Origin of the sequence: Sphingobacterium sp. UBA6317, assembly GCF_002440385.1 — a bacterium.
In the GTDB taxonomy this organism is placed as follows: domain Bacteria; phylum Bacteroidota; class Bacteroidia; order Sphingobacteriales; family Sphingobacteriaceae; genus Sphingobacterium; species Sphingobacterium multivorum.
On sequence record NZ_DJTD01000041.1, the window covers coordinates 158,898 to 176,171 of the forward strand.

Annotated in this window: 14 protein-coding genes; 6 read left to right on the forward strand and 8 right to left on the reverse strand. The window is 37.5% G+C overall.

The window, feature by feature from the left end; all coding sequences use genetic code 11:
• Positions 1 to 42 precede the first annotated feature (42 nt).
• Entirely contained in the window at positions 43 to 1,152 is a 1,110-nt protein-coding gene (locus tag B3E92_RS13445; RefSeq protein ID WP_070569358.1) for a glutaminyl-peptide cyclotransferase, read from the forward strand.
• 65 nt (positions 1,153 to 1,217) lie between these two features.
• Here the strand turns inward: B3E92_RS13445 and B3E92_RS13450 are convergent, their stop codons facing one another.
• Positions 1,218 to 2,093, reverse strand: a complete 876-nt coding sequence (locus B3E92_RS13450; protein WP_139145081.1) for a hypothetical protein — start codon at positions 2,091 to 2,093, stop codon at positions 1,218 to 1,220.
• Positions 2,094 to 2,119: 26 nt separating this feature from the next.
• Positions 2,120 to 2,620: a hypothetical protein gene (locus B3E92_RS13455; protein WP_070569355.1), complete on the reverse strand. Its 501-nt coding sequence runs from the start codon at positions 2,618 to 2,620 to the stop codon at positions 2,120 to 2,122.
• A 387-nt stretch (positions 2,621 to 3,007) separates the two neighbouring features.
• Between B3E92_RS13455 and B3E92_RS13460 the strand changes: the two genes are divergently transcribed.
• The 3 genes from B3E92_RS13460 to B3E92_RS13470 all read left to right on the forward strand — a co-directional run bounded on the left by B3E92_RS13460 (position 3,008) and on the right by B3E92_RS13470 (position 4,169).
• Positions 3,008 to 3,256: a hypothetical protein gene (locus tag B3E92_RS13460; protein WP_046675688.1), complete on the forward strand. Its 249-nt coding sequence runs from the start codon at positions 3,008 to 3,010 to the stop codon at positions 3,254 to 3,256.
• A 7-nt stretch (positions 3,257 to 3,263) separates the two neighbouring features.
• Positions 3,264 to 3,494: a hypothetical protein gene (locus tag B3E92_RS13465; RefSeq protein ID WP_197084131.1), complete on the forward strand. Its 231-nt coding sequence runs from the start codon at positions 3,264 to 3,266 to the stop codon at positions 3,492 to 3,494.
• A gap of 114 nt (positions 3,495 to 3,608) precedes the next feature.
• A complete protein-coding gene (locus B3E92_RS13470; protein WP_112374362.1) occupies positions 3,609 to 4,169 on the forward strand; it encodes a GNAT family N-acetyltransferase in 561 nt (186 codons plus the stop codon).
• A gap of 87 nt (positions 4,170 to 4,256) precedes the next feature.
• Here the strand turns inward: B3E92_RS13470 and B3E92_RS13475 are convergent, their stop codons facing one another.
• From B3E92_RS13475 to B3E92_RS13485, 3 genes are all read right to left on the reverse strand, one after another.
• Positions 4,257 to 6,503, reverse strand: coding sequence for a GH92 family glycosyl hydrolase (locus B3E92_RS13475; RefSeq protein WP_286897208.1), 2,247 nt, complete (start codon positions 6,501 to 6,503; stop codon positions 4,257 to 4,259).
• Positions 6,504 to 6,537: 34 nt separating this feature from the next.
• Positions 6,538 to 8,823, reverse strand: coding sequence for a GH92 family glycosyl hydrolase (locus B3E92_RS13480; RefSeq protein WP_201303499.1), 2,286 nt, complete (start codon positions 8,821 to 8,823; stop codon positions 6,538 to 6,540).
• A gap of 356 nt (positions 8,824 to 9,179) precedes the next feature.
• Positions 9,180 to 12,317, reverse strand: a complete 3,138-nt coding sequence (locus tag B3E92_RS13485) for a GH92 family glycosyl hydrolase (RefSeq protein WP_115047891.1) — start codon at positions 12,315 to 12,317, stop codon at positions 9,180 to 9,182.
• A 799-nt stretch (positions 12,318 to 13,116) separates the two neighbouring features.
• Here B3E92_RS13485 and B3E92_RS13490 point away from each other — a divergent pair.
• Positions 13,117 to 13,878 carry a response regulator transcription factor gene (locus B3E92_RS13490; protein WP_070569349.1) on the forward strand — a complete coding sequence of 254 codons (762 nt, stop codon included), beginning with the start codon at positions 13,117 to 13,119 and terminating at the stop codon, positions 13,876 to 13,878.
• A 2-nt stretch (positions 13,879 to 13,880) separates the two neighbouring features.
• On the opposite strand, the gene B3E92_RS13495 is transcribed toward B3E92_RS13490, so the two are convergent.
• A complete protein-coding gene (locus B3E92_RS13495) occupies positions 13,881 to 14,573 on the reverse strand; it encodes a hypothetical protein (protein ID WP_070569347.1) in 693 nt (230 codons plus the stop codon).
• Positions 14,574 to 14,691: 118 nt separating this feature from the next.
• Positions 14,692 to 15,441: a ThiF family adenylyltransferase gene (locus B3E92_RS13500; RefSeq protein ID WP_070569344.1), complete on the reverse strand. Its 750-nt coding sequence runs from the start codon at positions 15,439 to 15,441 to the stop codon at positions 14,692 to 14,694.
• Between the two features lie 190 nt (positions 15,442 to 15,631).
• Between B3E92_RS13500 and B3E92_RS13505 the strand changes: the two genes are divergently transcribed.
• Positions 15,632 to 15,982: a DUF2200 domain-containing protein gene (locus B3E92_RS13505; RefSeq protein WP_070569339.1), complete on the forward strand. Its 351-nt coding sequence runs from the start codon at positions 15,632 to 15,634 to the stop codon at positions 15,980 to 15,982.
• Positions 15,983 to 16,015: 33 nt separating this feature from the next.
• On the opposite strand, the gene B3E92_RS13510 is transcribed toward B3E92_RS13505, so the two are convergent.
• Positions 16,016 to 17,269, reverse strand: coding sequence for a PQQ-binding-like beta-propeller repeat protein (locus tag B3E92_RS13510; protein WP_070569336.1), 1,254 nt, complete (start codon positions 17,267 to 17,269; stop codon positions 16,016 to 16,018).
• Positions 17,270 to 17,274: the final 5 nt, after the last annotated feature.

Here is a 17,274-nt window from a genome sequence, read left to right on the forward strand (position 1 = left end):
TTCTAGTTTATTAGTGGATAATTAATCAAGCACACTATATCAATGCAAAAAAAATCGTACCTCATTTGTTTCATTATTGGCGCCATTTTGGGCAGTTGTACCGGAAATAAAAGCAACAATACCAATACAACTTTAAGTTCCCAGTCCGAACATGCTGATGAAAATCCGACATTTACCTTTGACAATATTAAACAGCACTATACGCGGGGTGAGGATCTGATATTAAAGATGTATAGCAAAAACACATCCAAAATAGACTCTGTTATTTACGCTATAAACGATAAAAAGATTGGCCAGGTCGTCGGAAATGAGCCCTTCAATTATTCATTAAAACAGGAGAAATTTGGTAAGCAAATTATTAAAGCTGTCGTATTTAGTAATGGAAAGCGAGAAGAAAATTCGGTCAACATCGATCTATTCGCCTCTAACCCTCCGCTTTTGCTAAGTTATAGCATTGTGAATATTTATCCACATGATGCCAAAGCTTTCACACAAGGACTGGAGTTTTACGGTGATAATTTGATCGAAAGTACTGGGAATGGGGTTGGTCCAAGTGGAAATAAGGGGAAATCGAGTATCCGTATTGTTAATCCTAAAACGGGTCAGCCCATCAAAAAAAATGAATTGGATGATTCAATTTTTGGCGAAGGTGCTACCGTCCTAAATGGAAAATTATATCAATTAACCTATAAAAACAATCTAGCCTACCTCTACGATATAAACAGTCTTTCTGTTATTAAGACACTTCCTTACTTTCAGCCAATGGAAGGTTGGGGCTTAACTTCTGACGGTAAAAACTTATTCATGTCGAATGGTTCTGATTATATCTATACACTTAATCCAAATGATTTCTCAAAAGTGGATTATATCCGTGCAGCAACGAACACGGCCATCGTGGATCAAATCAATGAAATGGAATGGGTAAAAGGGAAAATCTATGCAAATTTCTTTATGGAGGATGTCATTGGACGAATAGACCCTAAAACAGGTACAGTGGAGGCTTTAGTCGATCTATCCAAATTACGTGAGCATGTAACACAGCATGTGGATTTAGATGTATTAAATGGTATCGCTTACAATAAAAGATCAAACACCTTCTTTGTTACCGGTAAAAACTGGGATAAAATGTTCGAGATAAAGCTAACAGAATAGCTTTATCTCCATCAAAAAAAACAACATGCTGTTCCGGAAAGAACCAAATCGCACTATTTTTGACTTTATGGTAATTCTTTCATTTTGTTAAAGCCCTCAGTTACCATCGGTATAATTTGTGGTGCAAATAACTGTGGTATAATCGTCCTTGTCCCCGTATCCTTATTGGCAATCCATTGCGCATATTTATTTGCTAAAAATTCCAATCGCTGTGCTGAAGATAATCCCGGTAAGGTATAATAGATACTTTTTTCGCCTTCTTTACCTTCCATCTGCACATACCGCCCTTTAGTTACTTTCAGGTGACTGCGGTGTTCAAAATCACGTAGGAAAAGCTCATCCTTGTCTGCATTATCCCATTTCGGGTCACGCGGGCAACAAACCGATCCGTAACTGTCTCTTCGATAAATTGTAAGCATGCCTTTAGCTGAAATTGGTTTAACAAAATCTAATCTAGGGTTATCAAGACCAGAAAGCCGGAGACTGTCGACTTTAACCATACCGTCCTCTCTTTTTATGGAATAATAAAAATTGGTTGTCGCAGGTTCTATACACATCCCATTTTTCGAAGCTTCTTCGGCGACTTCACCATAAAACTTCCAATCGGGAACAATCAGTACAAAATGTTGAAGATCGGGATAGAATTCATTGGATTTTTTTAGTAACTCCACTGGAATTTTAGTACTCAAAAAGAAAACGTAAGTGGAATCCGGAACGATCTGCAAAGGAAGATCTACTAAATAATTGCCATCTTTCTGCGTTACAAAATCATTGTCGATCATTACAACCCGACCATAGTATTCACGATACCAATCGGGTTTCACAGTATCAGCTAATGAATACGGGGGTATTGACTGATGCGCTGCTATTTTGCTCTTACAGGACAATGCCATCATAGGTAAAATGATAAGCAAATACCACATATTTTTTCGTATTAACATGGTTATAAAATTAAAATATATTTCAACTACTTTCCTGTTTGACTATCTACTTTTATTCCAGCTTGATTCATGAAGGCTATTTGATGTCCTAAACACGACTCAGCTAAGGCTTCAATTTTCTCTTTTTCATCAGTAATCTCCCGCAACAGACTTTTCCGAGTCCCTTTTTTCTGTTCATCAATATATTTAATTAATAAAATACCATATCCATCAACGATCTCTGTCATGTAACCAACTGAAGCGATGTGAAAACTTTCGGCAGTTTTACTGTATTTCAGTTGAGAGGCTTCGCATTTTAATCCTTTGATGTAACTACTCAAAGCGCGTGCCTCATTCAATTTCATGTGATAGGAATAGTCTGATTTATCGACATCATATTCCCCTTCTAGCAATTTTCCATAGCTCTCATCCATTTTTTCTCGACAGCTATGAAAGAGCTTAGCCATTTTCTCATTGTACCCCAAATCCAAATTACCCCTACAGGAACACATGGTAAATAGCATAAAGATTAAAGCTAGCATTCTCATTTCTTAATTTTTTTTACAAATAACAGTTTTTTAAACCAGCCTATCCGTCTCGTTTAATATTCGTGGTCGTTGTTTTAAGATTCGTTATTTTCCGTACAACCTGCTCGCTAAAAAGCAATACGCTTATCCTTACTTTGCACAAACTATTTATTTCTTTGAGAGATGAAAAGCCTACTCTTCTAAACAGGGAATCCATAAAAATCACCTTATACTGCATTATTGTAAAAAAGGTCCTTCGAAACCTACTATATTAGCCATTTAATTAATCATTTTTTAAAAAATCAGAAAAAAAAGCTATATTTATTTAAGAATCACACATCATTTAAGGCAAAATTCTTTGTTTCTTAAAAAAAATTACGGAACTTAGAGACTATAAACCACCGAAATATGAATAACAGACCTTTAAACGGAATGACTGACGAAGAGCTTCAAACCAACAAAAAAAATGCGCTGGTAATTACATGGATGCTCACCACCATGCTCTTTATTCTATTAGGCATGGGGATCTATACTTCAATTAACAAAGGATTCAGCGCACTAATGGCGATTCCCTTCGCCTTATCTCCTATTGTTATTCTTAATTTTAAAAGAATAAAAGAAATCAATGAAGAACTCAAAATAAGAGGAGCTCAATAAACCCATCATGAAACACCTCGCATTATTCATATTCTTTCTTTTCATCTCGGATATTGTATTTGGCCAAGAGATAAGTAAATCAACGACACAGACGATCACCCAATCGGGTATTGGGCTGGGTTCTGTCATTGCCGTTGTCACCTCATGGGATCGCAACAAATCCATACTATGGGCTTTAATTCATGGGATACTCGGTTGGTTATACGTCATCTATTATGCATTCACCCGCAACGAGTAACGATTTTTAACTATAATTCTCACCAGAAGAGCCAAGCCGATCATTAGCAGAATGTCTTTTCTTACATAACACAGCGATCAATTCCTTTTCTATATCTCATCCGCAATCAAACACATGAGTTCCTCACCTATTTCCAATACAGATTTTGTCGTTGAAGAAGTCAACGAATCCAGCATTACCTTAATTTCTGAATTAGTAGACCTGACTTTTAATATTGTCCAAGGAGGTGCCTCTGTAGGCTTTATGGAAGATCTAACAGTTGAGCAGGCAAAAAGATTTTGGACTGAAGTACTGAACAAGGTCAAGCAGCAAAAAACAATATTGATTATTGCAAAAGATGCTTCTACGCATCGAATCGCAGGAACCGTTCAACTCCAAATCGACCTCCCCTCAAATCAAATACATCGTGCAGATGTAGCCAAAATGTTAGTCCATACTGACTTTCGAAGAATGGGCATTGCACAAAATTTACTTCAACACATTGAAAATATAGCTATTGATCTAAATAAGACACTATTGGTACTAGATACTGTAACCGATAGCCCGGCTTATATTATGTATCAAAAATGTGGCTGGACGAAAGTCGGCGATATCCCAAATTATGCGCTCTTCCCGAATGGAACATTGTGTAGCACGACATATTTCTACAAAAACTTAATTCTGCCAACAAAATAAAAGCCCCCAAATCGATTAATATTCATTTGGAGGCTTCTCTTAATTATTTGGGAGCTTCACATATGAATCTCCATATACTTATAGATCCTATTTATTTTTGTACCATATCGGTCCCGGTTTTTCGCCCATTTCTAACACCAATGTCGCTCCGGACATAATTTGTTCGTGTGTGATATAACTTGTTTCAAGAGGCTTACCATCAATCGTAATGGCTTGGATATAAATATTGGCTTTACTGACATGGTTAGCTTTCACGGTAAATTTCTTTCCATTGGACAACTTCAATTCAGCTTTTTCAAATAAAGGTGTACCGATTTCGTATTTTCCACTTATGGGATCTACAGGATAAAATCCCAATGCGCTGAATACATACCAAGCCGACATCTGCCCGCAGTCATCATTTCCACTTAATCCCGAAGGTGTATTCAAGTAAAGTTTGTTCATTACCTCGGCTGCATATTGCTGCGTTTTCCAAGGCTGTCCAACCGCATTAAATAAATAGAGTGCATGATGGCTCGGCTCGTTACCATGTGCATACTGCCCAATCATTCCTGTACTAAAAATTGGCAGCTTGCTGGTGTCGGAAGGATGAAATGTAAACATGCTATCTAGCTTCTGTCCAAAGCGCTCTTGCCCACCAACAAGTTTAATCAATCCAGGAATATCATGTTGTACAGACCAAAAATATTGCCATGCATTACTTTCACAGATATGTGCACTATATTCCTCCGCATAAAACGGGGTAATAAATTTACCATGGCTATCTCGAGGTTGCATAAATGAAGTAGCCGGATTATACACATTTTTATAATTTTGAGCTCTCGCAAAAAACGCTCCTGCAATATCTTTCCTTTCCATCTTATCGGCCATCATTGCGATACAATGATCGTCATAGGCATATTCAAGTGTTCGTGATAAGGACCAGTTTTCGGCATTGTATTCATCTTTTACGTCATAGGGCACATAGCCTAATTTTTTATAAAGATCTATACCCCGGTAATTATCAATATTAGCTGTGGCAACACAGGCTTCTAACGCTTTTATTGCATCAAAATCACCAATTCCTTTTAAATATGCATCTACAATGACAGGAATGGCATGATTGCCAATCATCATATCCGTTTCACTCCCATAAATATTCCATACCGGTAGTCGGCCATGCTGTTCATAAAAGGCAATGAAGGACTTAATCATATCATTTACTCGACTAGGGTCTATATAGGTAAATAATGGATGCGAAGCTCTATAGGTGTCCCAAAGTGAGAACGTGCTATAATTGGTCCAACCTTCAGCCTGATGTACCTTCCGGTCCGCCCCCATGTAAGCACCATCAACATCACTGAAAATTGTCGGTGCCAACATCGAATGGTATAGTGCTGTATAGAATTTAACCTGTTCCTCTTTGTCTTTGGTCTCGATTGCTACCCGCCCCAATTCATGGTTCCAATTTTGTTCGGCCTCTTTTAAATAATAATCAAAATCATCATTTGGAACTTCTGCTTTTAAGTTCTTTGAAGCGCCTTCCATACTTACTCCCGAAAGGGCCGTACTTAAAGTCACTTGTTCTCCAGCTGCTGTCTTGAAATCAAAACGTGCTTTGAATGCTGTACCAATACGTTTTGCACTTTTTGCCGTTGTATCAGCACTGGATAATATTGCTGAACTATCGATATGAACGGCCATAAAAGGCTTAGAAAACCGAGTTTCAAAATAAACGCGTTGGCCTCTTGCCCAGCCCTCCGAAAAACGGTAACCACGGATAGTAACAGAATCAACCACTTCGATGTGTGAATCTGTTGTAGCATCCCAATTCATTGCTTTCTTTAAGTCTAAAAATACTGCAGACTCGGCTTTTGGAAACGTATAACGTTGAATACCGCAGCGTGCCGTTGCTGTCAGCTCTACATTTATATCGTAATCAGTAAGTTTTACCTGATAGTATCCGGCGTGAGCCTTTTCGTCTTTATGCGAAAATTTGGAATGTATACCTAAGGGAGCCGGGGCTTCATGATAAGGTAAGGTAACCGGCATATAAGATATGTCGTACAAGTCGCCGGCTCCGGTTCCACTTAAATGTGTATGGCTAAAACCAGCAATCGTACTGTCAGGATAAAAGTATCCGGAAATACGGTCCCAGCCAGGCAGTCCATTATCTGGGCTAAGCTGTACCATTCCAAAAGGTGACTGTGCTCCAGGATATGTATTCCCCATAAAATCCGTTCCGATAAAAGGATTTACATACCCAGCATAAGAAGTCTCATCGGAGTTTTTTAGTGAAGCGCAACCCATTAAGGACAAAAGGCCTGCACAGACCGCGTAATTAATATATTTCATCGTGTAGATCAGTTTTTCAATTTAGTTTGCCTAATTATCTATTTCCAGTAACGATTAGAATATCCTTGCTATTGACCAAAGTCTGATGGTTGATTTTAAATCCATTGAATGGTTTTCCATCGATAAAGATCTTTTTTATATAATCTCCGGCACCCTCTTTTTGACGTCTTATTGTCACTTTGTCGCCATTTGGATAATATTTTTTATCGAGTTGAATGGTCACTTTGTCGAAAACAGGTGTTACAACAGTATAATCTGGTCTACCTGGACAAAAAGGATAGATGCCGATCATGTTCATTAAAGCCCATGTGGACATTGTTCCCGTATCGTCATTTCCCGGTATACCCCCAGGGCTATTCGTAAAATGTTTTTCTAAAATTTCCTTAACCAGCTTTTGGGTACGCCATTCTTCTCCTTTGATTTCCGAAAACACATGTGGATACAGCATATCTGGTTCGTTGGTAACATCAAAATACCCTTTATCAAACGTTGCCTGCAGTCTATCCACAAATTTTTGCTTTCCGCCCATCAACTTCACCAAACCAGGTATATCAAATGGTATGGCAAAGCTATAGTTCCAAGCGTTACCTTCATGGAAACCATGATTTGGTTCAAAATTGGCGCCCATCAATGGGCTAAATGGACTTAAAAACTCGCCGTTAGGAAGAATAGGCCTGAAAGTCCCATACTCCGAAGAATAATAGTGTTTATACCCCTGTGCTCGCTTAGCAAAAAGCTGAGCATCTTTAGTTTTCCCCAATGAGGCGGCCAGTTGGGCTAGGTTCCAATCGGCAACATAATATTCAATGGCATGAGATACCGAATTATCGAATGAATCGCGCAGTGGAACATACCCATACTTCACATAGTCCGCATTGTCTGGTCTAATTTTATTTGTCGAATCCGTAGTCGTAGCCGATTTCAGAAACGCTTTGTAAGCTGTATTAACGTCAAAATCCCGAATGCCTTTCATCCATGCATCAACGATCACTGGAACTGCCGGATCGCCATCCATGGTATAGCTTTCTCGACTATACAACTCCCATTTGGGCATCCAACCGCTTTCCTTATAAATATCGATCATGGAACGTATCATACCCACCTGCTTATCAGGATAAACCAGTGACATTAGAGGCTGAACATTTCGGTACGTATCCCATAGCGAAAACACGGTGTAACGATTGTGATCTGCAACGAGCGTCTTCCGGGTTTCCATTGCCGGATATTCTCCATTTACATCCTGCAAGATATTTGGATGAATCATAGCATGATATAATGCCGTATAGAACACTGTTTTTTGGTCCTCTGTACCACCTTCGACCTGTATCTTTGACAATGCATTATTCCAAAGTGAAGCTGCGTGCTTTTGCGTTTTTTCAAAGCTAAAGTCTGCTTGCTCAGCGTCTAGATTTTTACGCGCATTTTCAACACTCACAAATGATACGGCCAGCTGTACTTCTAAGCTTTCATTTTCTTTGACGTCAAAACTAAAATACGCACCAAGATCATCGCCTGAAAGCTGATCGGTATAGTCCGTAAAAATTTTATATTTTCCGGCATCTTTATTCCAATCGTTTTCCCATTTTTCTCCGGCACGCTGGAATTTCCAATATCCTCTTTTTGACGGTTTTTTATTGACACGCATAACAAAGAAGATGGGATAAACAGCCTGATTGTTCGTGTAACAGAAAGAGCCCAACAATTTAGATCCTTCTATTTCGGTGTCACTTACATAACGAACTGTTGCTCCCGTTTCATTTGTTAACCCTTCGCCTAGATTAAGTAGGATATTTGCCTGTCCTTTTGGAAAAGTAAATTTCGACACACCTACACGGGTTGTCGCTGAAACTTCTGTCTTGATACCGTATTTCTTTAATATATTGCTATAATATCCCGGATGGGCAACCTCTTGTGTATAGGTACTCCCATATTGATGATAATCAACCTCCAATTTCCCCGAAGTTGGCATCAACAACAGACTTCCCATATCTGGACATCCTACCCCACTTAAATTAACATGAGAAAAACCTGTAAAATAACTATTGCTATGTTCATAGGGAGTAGACCACCATCTTGCATCCTTATCAAATGCATTAAGTGATGATCCCATTACATTAAACGGAGAAACATTCATCAAGCCGTTGGGAACCTGAGCACCCGGATTAGTTGTTCCATAATTACTGGTACCAATAAACGGGTTGACATAGTCTGTAGGAAGCTTTTGGGCAGAAACGTTCTCCCAAAGAAATAATCCTAAAAGTAAAAAACGAATAGATTTGATCATATAATCTTGATAGACGACATTGTTAATTGCTTTCATTCAAGCAAACACCATAGGCCGCGCATTTTAGCGTGTACCTACAATACTACAGATAATCGCAAAGATTTACAAATCGTACTTGTCGTTATATCGATGATTTTACGTTTGTTAATAGGATTTAGCAAAACTATACATATTAAGCAAAGAGATTTATGATGGTCAATAACAACAAAAGCCTGAAGTGGGGAACTTCAGGCTTTTACTAACTAACCAATTATTAACCTAAATTATGAAACTACTGATATAACGTCATCAAAAACGAGTTTCTTATGTTAGGCCGAATGGTTTAACCAAATTTTAACAAATCGTTGTTATCATTCAATGCGCATCAGGTTTGGTCCAGCAATAAATATATTTTATTGATACAGTCCCCATTGCTTATTCGGTGTAGCGCCCATTTCTAAAACAAGCTCACCTCCTTTCAGAAGTTCCGAAGCATCAAAATAAAACGTATTAAGCGGTTTTCCATTTAATGTAGCACGTTGTATATACATATTTTTCTTATTTGCATTTTTCGCTATGATAATAAATTGTTCACCTCTACCGTATTTACCGCCCAATTTAATCTTCACTTCCTCAAAGAGAGGGCTTCCAATTTCATAAATTGGCTTGACTCTTGTCCCGCCATCTATCTGAAATAAACCAATAGCATTCATAATATACCAAGCACTCATTTGCCCTTGGTCTTCATCTCCCAAATAAGCATTTGAAACCCCTTGGCCATAATAGCGTTCACCTATGGAGCGACTCCATTTTTGCGTCAACCAAGGCTTATTCAACCAATTAAAAATATAGGCAAAATGCATCGATTGCTGATTTCCCTGAACAACAGGATAATCCCAATATTGATCATTGGGACCATTGTAGCGCCATTTCTCACTTTCCGGAAATCCCCATTCCAATCGTTTTAAAAACACATCCTGTCCGATCATTTTAGCTAACCCAGGAATATCCTGTGGCACAAAAAAGGTCAGTTGCCATGCATTTCCTTCTACATAATGATGGTTAGCTCCCGATTTAAAAGGATCAAAATCTTTATACCATTCTCCTTTTGAATCCTTCATCCGGGCATAGCCACTACTGACATCTATCGCGTTTCTCCACCATTTTCCGCGATCATTGAAATAGTTGTACTCCTGCTCCTTTCCTAACGATTTTGCGAACTGCCCAACTGTCCAGTCGTCAAAACTATATTCCATTGAATTGGAAAACCGGCCCAAATCATAAGGAACGTACTTATATTTTAAATAGACATCCAAATCACGATTACCTGCAAAACCACCTTCAAATTTCAATGGACTTGTTGTCTGCATTTTTTTAACAGCTTCAAATGCCTTTTCAGTATCGTAGTCTCTAATCCCCATCTGGTATGCCCCAACAATTAACGGTATTTCATGTTCTGCAACCATGACGGGAATATACTCCATTCCAGCCGGTCCTTTCGCCAACCAGCCATTTGCGTCATACATCGCAAGTTGCGATCTGACCCATTTATTGGACCATTCCGGCGTAACCAAGTTCCAAAACTGATTTAAATTCCAAAAGGTATTCCAGAAAGCATCACAGCCTAAAGCGAGATCCCCTTTATGGGCTAAAGTTCGTATCACTTCATCCGAAGATCTCCATTGACCATTCACATCACTAAATGTGTTTCGGCTTGCCAAAGTGCGATACATATTTGTATAGAATTTCTCTTTTTCAAAATAGTCTGAAGACTTTATCGCCAATCTACTTAAAAGTTCATCCCAAACTTTATGTTGGTTTTCCACGACCCGATCAATCGACCATCCGAATGGCTCCGACAGTTCCGTTTTTAGATTCTCCTCCGCATTGGCTAAGCTCACATAAGAAATCCCTGTGCGCAGTTGTACAGCCTTATCTTTATGCACATCAAATTCCACGTACATTCCCGCAAATTGAGCGCTATCAGCAACCAAATCAGCCCGTTCAGTCAACCGATCGTTATGCCATGTGCCATAGTTTATGATAGGTTTGTCAAACTCCATCACAAAGTATACGACATAATCCTGTTTTGCATCCGTGGACCAAACGTTTTCAGATAATTGATTACTATATCCTACGACCTTATAGTCAGAAACCTTTTTTAGCGAGAAGACTTTAATTTTATAATCATATTCTCCGTTAACCTTAAGATCAATCATAATACGTCCTGTGTCCGACTTATGGTAGGTATATTGTTGAAAACTGGAACGTGTACCAGCCGTCAATTTCACATCGATATCGTGATCAAGCAGATGAACAGCATAATATCCCAATGGTGCCTTTTCACTGGTTTTATCTATCGCTGATCGATATCCTGAATTTTTACTGTACTGATCTCCGACCCGAGTCTTCAATTGACCTGCTGTCGGAAATGTACCCAATCCAGCCATTGTCCATTCATGGATATGGCTAAAAGTACCAATAGATTCGATAGAAGGTTCATAACCTGCCTGCCAGCCAATATTTTGGTTATCTGGACTTATCTTTACCATGCCAAAAGGCATCCATGGTCCCGGGGCTATCATCCATCTGGAATGTGCTGCCCCCATCATCGTGTTCACATAATCTGAAACTCCACCTAGTCTTTTTGGGCCCCGCTTGATTGTTGAAGACTGTATTAATTGCCCATTACTATAAATTTCATACTTACTCCATATATCCTTAGCGACATAAGGCATTGGTATTTCCAATTTCGCTGCACCTTTTTCAAGTGTTTTCTCATAAATTTTCTTTCCATCTAAGACTACTTTCAATTGTTCATCATCTTTCAATTTCAAGAGATCAACCAGCATATTTTGGACGGGTTTCCCTGCATTTAAGATCTCAAATTCAGCTTGCTGTACATTTTTAACAATTACAGAACGATTGGCTATTAGCTTTACTTGCTGTGGCCCCAGCAGTTTAAAGGAATCAAATTCTACCCATCCTCCCTTTATGACAGTCATTGTAATCTGATTTCCGCCTTTCTTAATGAGATCAGCTGGTAATGGTATATTTATCGTAGAATTTCCAGATTTTAAAGGATTCTCTAACGGCTCACCATTTCCTGCTCCCCCCTCCACCTCAAAATTATAGGGCTTGCCATTGATTACGATCTGTAGTGTAGGTTTATTTTTAGGGTCACTATTGGCCAATTTAACCTGAAGTGTACACTGACCATTTTTTATACTATTGTTTAACACATAGTATAAATTCAAAAAATGTGTTCTCAGACCAGAGGTTCCTCCAGTCCCGCCCCATTCATTGGCCGGACCGGGCAATACATAGGGTAAATCCCTTGTTAAAGAAGATTGGCCGATAATAAACGCATTGTCTTCATAACCGAAATCATGTTCCAAAAATTTCTTATATCCATTCGGGGACAAGGCAAATTCGCTGCTTGAACCGTCTGAATTTCCCAATTGCCATATTGTGTGCTCCTGGCCAACAACAGACTGAGCACACATGAACAACAGACCGGCGACAAAAGAAAGTGAGAAACGTAATTTCATAAGTATCAGATTTTATAATTTTTAATTACATCAGTTGCTTTCCTCATAAACTGCACAAAACAATTCACAAAACACATTACATTGTACATACATTAATAACTTACAAAAACGTTTAAAAGCAAAACTTTATGCACAATATTACTACAAAAAAAACAAATATCAAATGAAAAACAGCAAAATGTATATACATATAAAAAGAAAGAAACAAAATGAATTTATTGACACAAGTTAGCGAAAATGAAAGGTTTTGATTCTTAGAGAGGAAAGTTATATCAATTTGTAGTTTGCGCAATATCCACCGCATTTTCCAGTTTTCGGGGAAAAATTGCCTTTACTTAGAAAAGTGTTTCTACAGATTATTTATGATAAAAAAACTTAATAGAAGTTTTCTCATTGCAATATTTGCCTAGAGTCCATTATTTTAGGATTAAAACTTTGTCAAAACTCAAGTAAAGCAATAATTACTATTGGCTATTTGGATCTAATAAGTTATATTTATACAATTATTTGCTTTGAAACCTTAAAGATAAGAGTATTATCTTTTGTATTATCATAATAAACGATATTCTACCCATTTGTGTAGAAACTTATTTCATTGCTGGATAGAGATGCAATGTTTGAACAAGTTCAACTATAAACGTTGACAATGATTACGAGGTAAGGATAGGAAGGTAAAAAAAGTCTATTATTAGCGTATAAATTGAGATTACGTCCTTATTTTTGTAACTTGCACGCCAGGACAACATCGATTTTACGTGGTATTCAAAAGCGATTGCGGATCATCTTTGTATTTTACACTATGAAAATTAAGATTGAAGATTTTTTCAAGCCGGTACAAGTTAAAGACGACTTTAGCAAAGATGATTATGAGATTGTCGAAGCCTTTATAAATTTTGCCAAGTCCTTAAGCAGATTAACCTATCAGAGTATATATTTAATTGACTATTCAAAGAAAAGCTTTCTATTTGTGTCTGATAATCCAATCTTTCTGTGTGGAAGCACGCCTGGGGAAGTCATGCGAGAAGGGTATTATCACTATGTTAATAATGTACCTGAGAGTGATTTACATTTATTAAAAAAGATCAATGACGTTGGTTTTGACTTTTTTGGAAATTTAGATGCCGAAGATCGCTTAAAATACTCCATATCTTATGATTTTCATTTAAAACAACCGGGAAATAAGCCACTGTTAGTAAACCATAAACTAAAACCTCTGCTCCTGGATAAATTTTCTAACCCCTGGATCGCCCTATGCTTAGTTTCCATGTCCTCACATGCTAACTCAGGAAACATTAGATTTAAATCTGATGAGGATGGAAAACAGTTTGAATATGACTTGGATAAAGATATTTGGGTAGAAACTCCGCGAATTAAATTGAAACCCCGTGAAAAGGACATTCTTCTTTTTTCCGCACAGGGTCTTACTATGGATCAAATAGCAGATCGACTTTATGTATCGATTGATACGGTAAAATTTCATAAAAAACAGATATTTTCAAAACTGAAAGTCAAAAGTATTACAGAGGCTACAGCATTAGCCATTGAACTATCTCTTTTTTAATCTTATTCATTATTTTTTGAACATAATAGCATTAGTTTTGACATCTCAACAAATTTTTGAATATCGGCATGATTTCCTATACTAAACTGGGAATATTTATTTTTTTCAATAAAAGTCTCCAGCCATTCCGATTTAATATAGATCGGTAATGTCTCAGAATAGAGGTAGATGATTGGATCACCAAGTTGAAAAGATTCTATCTCCAATTTTCGAAGCGTATTGACCACTTTTCGATCACATTCAGCTATAACCAATCCACTACCAAGGCTGTACGGACCATAGAATGCGTCAAAAAGCATCTTTTTCAGAATATTAATGCGATTACCTATTATCTTTCCAGAAATTACGAAACGTCCAATGTGCCAAAAATTCTTTACATCTGGAATTAACAAACTTTCTGTCTCGATATCAAATAATTTTTGAATCGGCAAACTCGTTTCCTTATCCCAAAATGTAATTCTAATGGATGCCTGAATACAGTTATCAAGCTTACTTCGAAGCACATAATAAATGGAACGATCAAAAAAAATCTGATCCTCTCCTATCAATGACTCAAAGTCAAACGCATATTCCTCTTCGGAATAACTATCCAGTTTGTAATGCTGCTGAGTCGTTACTAAATAAAAATGAATAAGTTCAGGAAGTTCGTTTTTATTAAGCTTGGTAAAATAATGGTTTTCAGGCGTCCAGTTCATGCAAATGTTATTCGATATGCAATTATAAAAATAAAGACTTTTCGTTTAAATTCCCACAGAGACAAATTTACTACACAAAAGTGTAATGAAACGGATGTTTTTTTCAACTATATTAAGTTCAACCAATCATTGATAAATAATAGGAATCTGGAAAGAATTTTACAGGTTTAGATGTCGCTAAATTAAATACAATATGACTAACCATACCCGATAATAAATACAAACCTAATGATAATTGCGGAGGAGAAGACGTCAGCGCGATTTTACCATATTCTGCCAAAAATTCCTCAAACCATTTCGTTTCCATTCCTTTTGTTTTTAAACTGTCAACAATAAATTTACCGACATTTAATTCAAATGTCTTGTGGGCCTTTTCCAATGAATGAAGATTAAGGCCTTCAGGAGGAAGAACCGTTAAAAATCCTGCCCAGCCCAAATTATAAGGATGTACTACCGGTATATTTCGTTTTGCCATATACTGGTCAAAGACAAAAGGAATATCAGAAGAAAAATCCAACGCATTAATGGCAACCTTATGATTAATATCGATATTATATAAATTATCTTGGTTAATAAATTCAGAAAACACTGTTATTTTGGCTTGCGGGTTAATTGAATGCAAACGTTCCTGCAAAGCAAATACTTTCTTAATACCAATATCCTTGTTTGTATAATTTTGTCTGTTTAAATTTGTCAATTCGACAACATCTCCATCGGCAATTGTCAAATTTTCGAAACCCATACGCAATAAGCACTCGGCAATGTAACTTCCTATTCCACAACCTCCTATTAACACCGGAAAGTCTTTGATATGTTGTTGATCCTCTTCTTTAATATGTATGTTATTTCGAATATACCTCAAATCCATATATAATCTCTCAATAATTTTGTATCACATAAAGATAGAATTATAATTTATATTATTATTAAAGAAATTGCTAAGTAAATTTCATAGTTGCGTAGTACAAATTAGCGGCGATTTTGCTTAATTTAGCCACCTATCTTTTGTTTTTATTTTGATTCAAAATGAATACCTTTAATAAAATCAACGTGTAAAAATGGATAATACAAGAATATATCGCATGTCATTTGCTGGTGTATACCCGCTTTATATACAAAAAGCCGAAAGAAAAGGACGTACAAAAGAAGAGGTTGACGAAATCATTTTCTGGCTTACCGGCTATAGTCCCATATCGCTACAGCAAGTAGTTGAAAATAAAACTGACTTTGAACATTTCTTTAAACAAGCACCAAGTTTAAACCCGAATGTTTCGAAGATCACGGGTGTAATCTGTGGCTATCGCATTGAAGATATTGAAGATCCGCTGGTTCAGAAAGTTCGCTATCTCGATAAATTAATTGATGAACTGGCCAAAGGGAAACCCATGGAAAAAATTTTGAGAAAGTAAACTCTGCTACGATTCGTAAATAGCGCGTACTTACTATTCCAATGCATAGATGGCACCATCTGCGGAGCTAAAATAAAGCCGATTTTCATCGATCCATATTGTTGAAAAGATACTTCCCATCTGCAGGTAGTCTGCAAACAGTCTTGTAATATCATCCTCATATTTTTGTTGCAGATCGGCTCGCAGCACATTTTCATCATTTATAAACAATTGCCTATTCTTTTTACTTGACTCCGTTTGAAAAATAGGCACAACCCCTCCGTTTTTTATATCCAATCTATAAATTACACCATCCAGCGTTCCAAAAAAGGCCTCATTACTTACGATAGTGGCACTGCTAAATGTATTTAAAGGCACTTTAGGTTCAACTATTTTCACGCCGTCCATTCTATTTAAAACAAGTATACTATAGGAATCCGACATGGTTACGACAAGCTTATCGTCAAAAATACTAGGAACACTCGTCCAGCTCCCTGGTTGATGATATACCCAAAAGCCACTTCCATTCGCGGCATTAAGCGCATATACATTAAAGTCACGAGCACCAAAATAGACTGTACTGTCGGCGACTGCTGCATGGAACTGAATCTCGCCTTTTGGAAAATAACGTTCACCAACCGTTTTAAACTTCCAATGTAGGGTACCATCTTTTTTCAAACAATAAAAATAACCATCAAAACTACCAATGAAAACACGTTCTTGTGTCAGCGTTGGGGCTGCATGCACAATGCCCCCAGTCAGGAATTTCCAAACAAGTTTTCCCGATTTAGCATCTACGGCATAGACATGATGATCCCCAGATCCAAAATAAACTACACCATCTGCAACCGCAGGAGATGAGAGGAAATAGTCCCATATATCATAACTCTTTTCACCATCGGTTGAAAACTGCCATAATTTTCGACCTGTTTGGGCATCCAGGGCATACAAGTAGCCATCAGTGCTTAAAAAATACACTTTTCCGCCATCAAGAGCAACCGTCGACCGAATTTCGCCGGTAGTTTTATACTTCCAAAGTATATTACCGCTCGTTTTATTCAATGCGTAAAGATTACTGTCGCAAGACCCGACAAAAACGATATCCTTCCAAACGACGGGCGAAGAAAACAGCCTTCCCTCTGTTTTGAATTTCCATTTCAACGCGGGATTTAACCTAATATTGGATTGTGCTGTATAATTTTGGCGATCTAGGTCTCTAGCCAGATGCTGCGCCCGTAATTGACAAAAACATCCCACTGCAATAAATAGGATAATAATTGGGCGCCAATCATATTTTAGTCCAAACATCGCTG

What these genes read in the sequence shown, in the direction of transcription:
- B3E92_RS13445 (WP_070569358.1), top strand. Translation starts at nt 43, where the DNA reads ATGCAAAAAAAATCGTACCTCATTTGTTTCATTATTGGCGCCATTTTG.
- B3E92_RS13460 (WP_046675688.1), top strand. Translation starts at nt 3,008, where the DNA reads ATGAATAACAGACCTTTAAACGGAATGACTGACGAAGAGCTTCAAACC.
- B3E92_RS13480 (WP_201303499.1), bottom strand. Translation starts at nt 8,823, where the DNA reads ATGAAAGCAATTAACAATGTCGTCTATCAAGATTATATGATCAAATCT.
- B3E92_RS13465 (WP_197084131.1), top strand. Translation starts at nt 3,264, where the DNA reads ATGAAACACCTCGCATTATTCATATTCTTTCTTTTCATCTCGGATATT.
- B3E92_RS13485 (WP_115047891.1), bottom strand. Translation starts at nt 12,317, where the DNA reads ATGAAATTACGTTTCTCACTTTCTTTTGTCGCCGGTCTGTTGTTCATG.
- B3E92_RS13475 (WP_286897208.1), bottom strand. Translation starts at nt 6,503, where the DNA reads ATGAAATATATTAATTACGCGGTCTGTGCAGGCCTTTTGTCCTTAATG.
- B3E92_RS13495 (WP_070569347.1), bottom strand. Translation starts at nt 14,573, where the DNA reads ATGAACTGGACGCCTGAAAACCATTATTTTACCAAGCTTAATAAAAAC.
- B3E92_RS13505 (WP_070569339.1), top strand. Translation starts at nt 15,632, where the DNA reads ATGGATAATACAAGAATATATCGCATGTCATTTGCTGGTGTATACCCG.
- B3E92_RS13490 (WP_070569349.1), top strand. Translation starts at nt 13,117, where the DNA reads ATGAAAATTAAGATTGAAGATTTTTTCAAGCCGGTACAAGTTAAAGAC.
- B3E92_RS13470 (WP_112374362.1), top strand. Translation starts at nt 3,609, where the DNA reads ATGAGTTCCTCACCTATTTCCAATACAGATTTTGTCGTTGAAGAAGTC.
- B3E92_RS13455 (WP_070569355.1), bottom strand. Translation starts at nt 2,620, where the DNA reads ATGAGAATGCTAGCTTTAATCTTTATGCTATTTACCATGTGTTCCTGT.
- B3E92_RS13500 (WP_070569344.1), bottom strand. Translation starts at nt 15,441, where the DNA reads ATGGATTTGAGGTATATTCGAAATAACATACATATTAAAGAAGAGGAT.
- B3E92_RS13450 (WP_139145081.1), bottom strand. Translation starts at nt 2,093, where the DNA reads ATGTTAATACGAAAAAATATGTGGTATTTGCTTATCATTTTACCTATG.
- B3E92_RS13510 (WP_070569336.1), bottom strand. Translation starts at nt 17,269, where the DNA reads ATGTTTGGACTAAAATATGATTGGCGCCCAATTATTATCCTATTTATT.